Below are 674 nucleotides of genomic sequence, written 5' to 3'. Positions count from 1 at the left end.
AGAGCGTCATCTATGCGCGCAGCTGCCACGGCTACGCGGTCAACGAGACGCAGAAGCCCGAGGCCATCGTGGCCCCGCTCATCCAGTACAGCGTGCCGCCAGGCGGACTGGTGGTGGATTGCTTCGCGGGAAGCGGAACCACCCTGGCAGTGGCCCGCAAGACAGGGCGGCGCTCCATCGGCATCGAGCTTCGCGAAGATCAATGCCAGCGCATCGTGGAGCGGCTGTCGCAACGCGAATTGCCTGGCGCTTGAGCGTCGGTAACGGCTGGCGTGAGTCGCTTCGGGCGCTGTGCCCAACCGCTGCGCGACAGTGAGGCGGACCGGCGCCGGTGGCCATGAACCCTTTCTGTACAGGATCACCCCCACAGCGGCCTTGTATTTGTCGTGAATCCTGGCTCGGGCACGGCGGCGCTGCACTTCGTTTGCGCTGCCTCGGGCTTGTTCGCCGCAACCGTCCGGCCCGACAAATTTCCCCTCCGCTGCGCGGATTCCTCGCGCGGCAAATTTCTCGGGCCTCCCGGTCCTTCGCTGCGCTGCGGCCCCTTTGCTTCGCTGCGGGATGCGGCGCGCCCGACCCTCGCCCATCGGATCACGCCAAGGCCGCGATGGGCGCGACCTGGACAACCTCGAAAGGACTTCATCATGGCCAACATCGGCACCTTCACCACACAG

The 674-nt window shown here is 66.3% G+C and carries 1 protein-coding gene; it reads left to right on the top strand.

Features of this window, described 5'->3' with window-relative positions; genetic code table 11:
* A partial coding sequence (locus tag NFX52_RS30425) for a DNA methyltransferase (protein WP_252636015.1) occupies nucleotides 1-254 on the top strand: 254 nt, incomplete at its 5' end.
* Nucleotides 255-674: the final 420 nt, after the last annotated feature.

It is taken from the genome of Acidovorax facilis (assembly GCF_023913775.1).
In the GTDB taxonomy this organism is placed as follows: Bacteria; Pseudomonadota; Gammaproteobacteria; order Burkholderiales; family Burkholderiaceae_C; genus Acidovorax; species Acidovorax facilis.
Note: the sequence above shows the minus strand (reverse complement) of the source record. Positions and strands in the feature narration are given on the sequence as shown.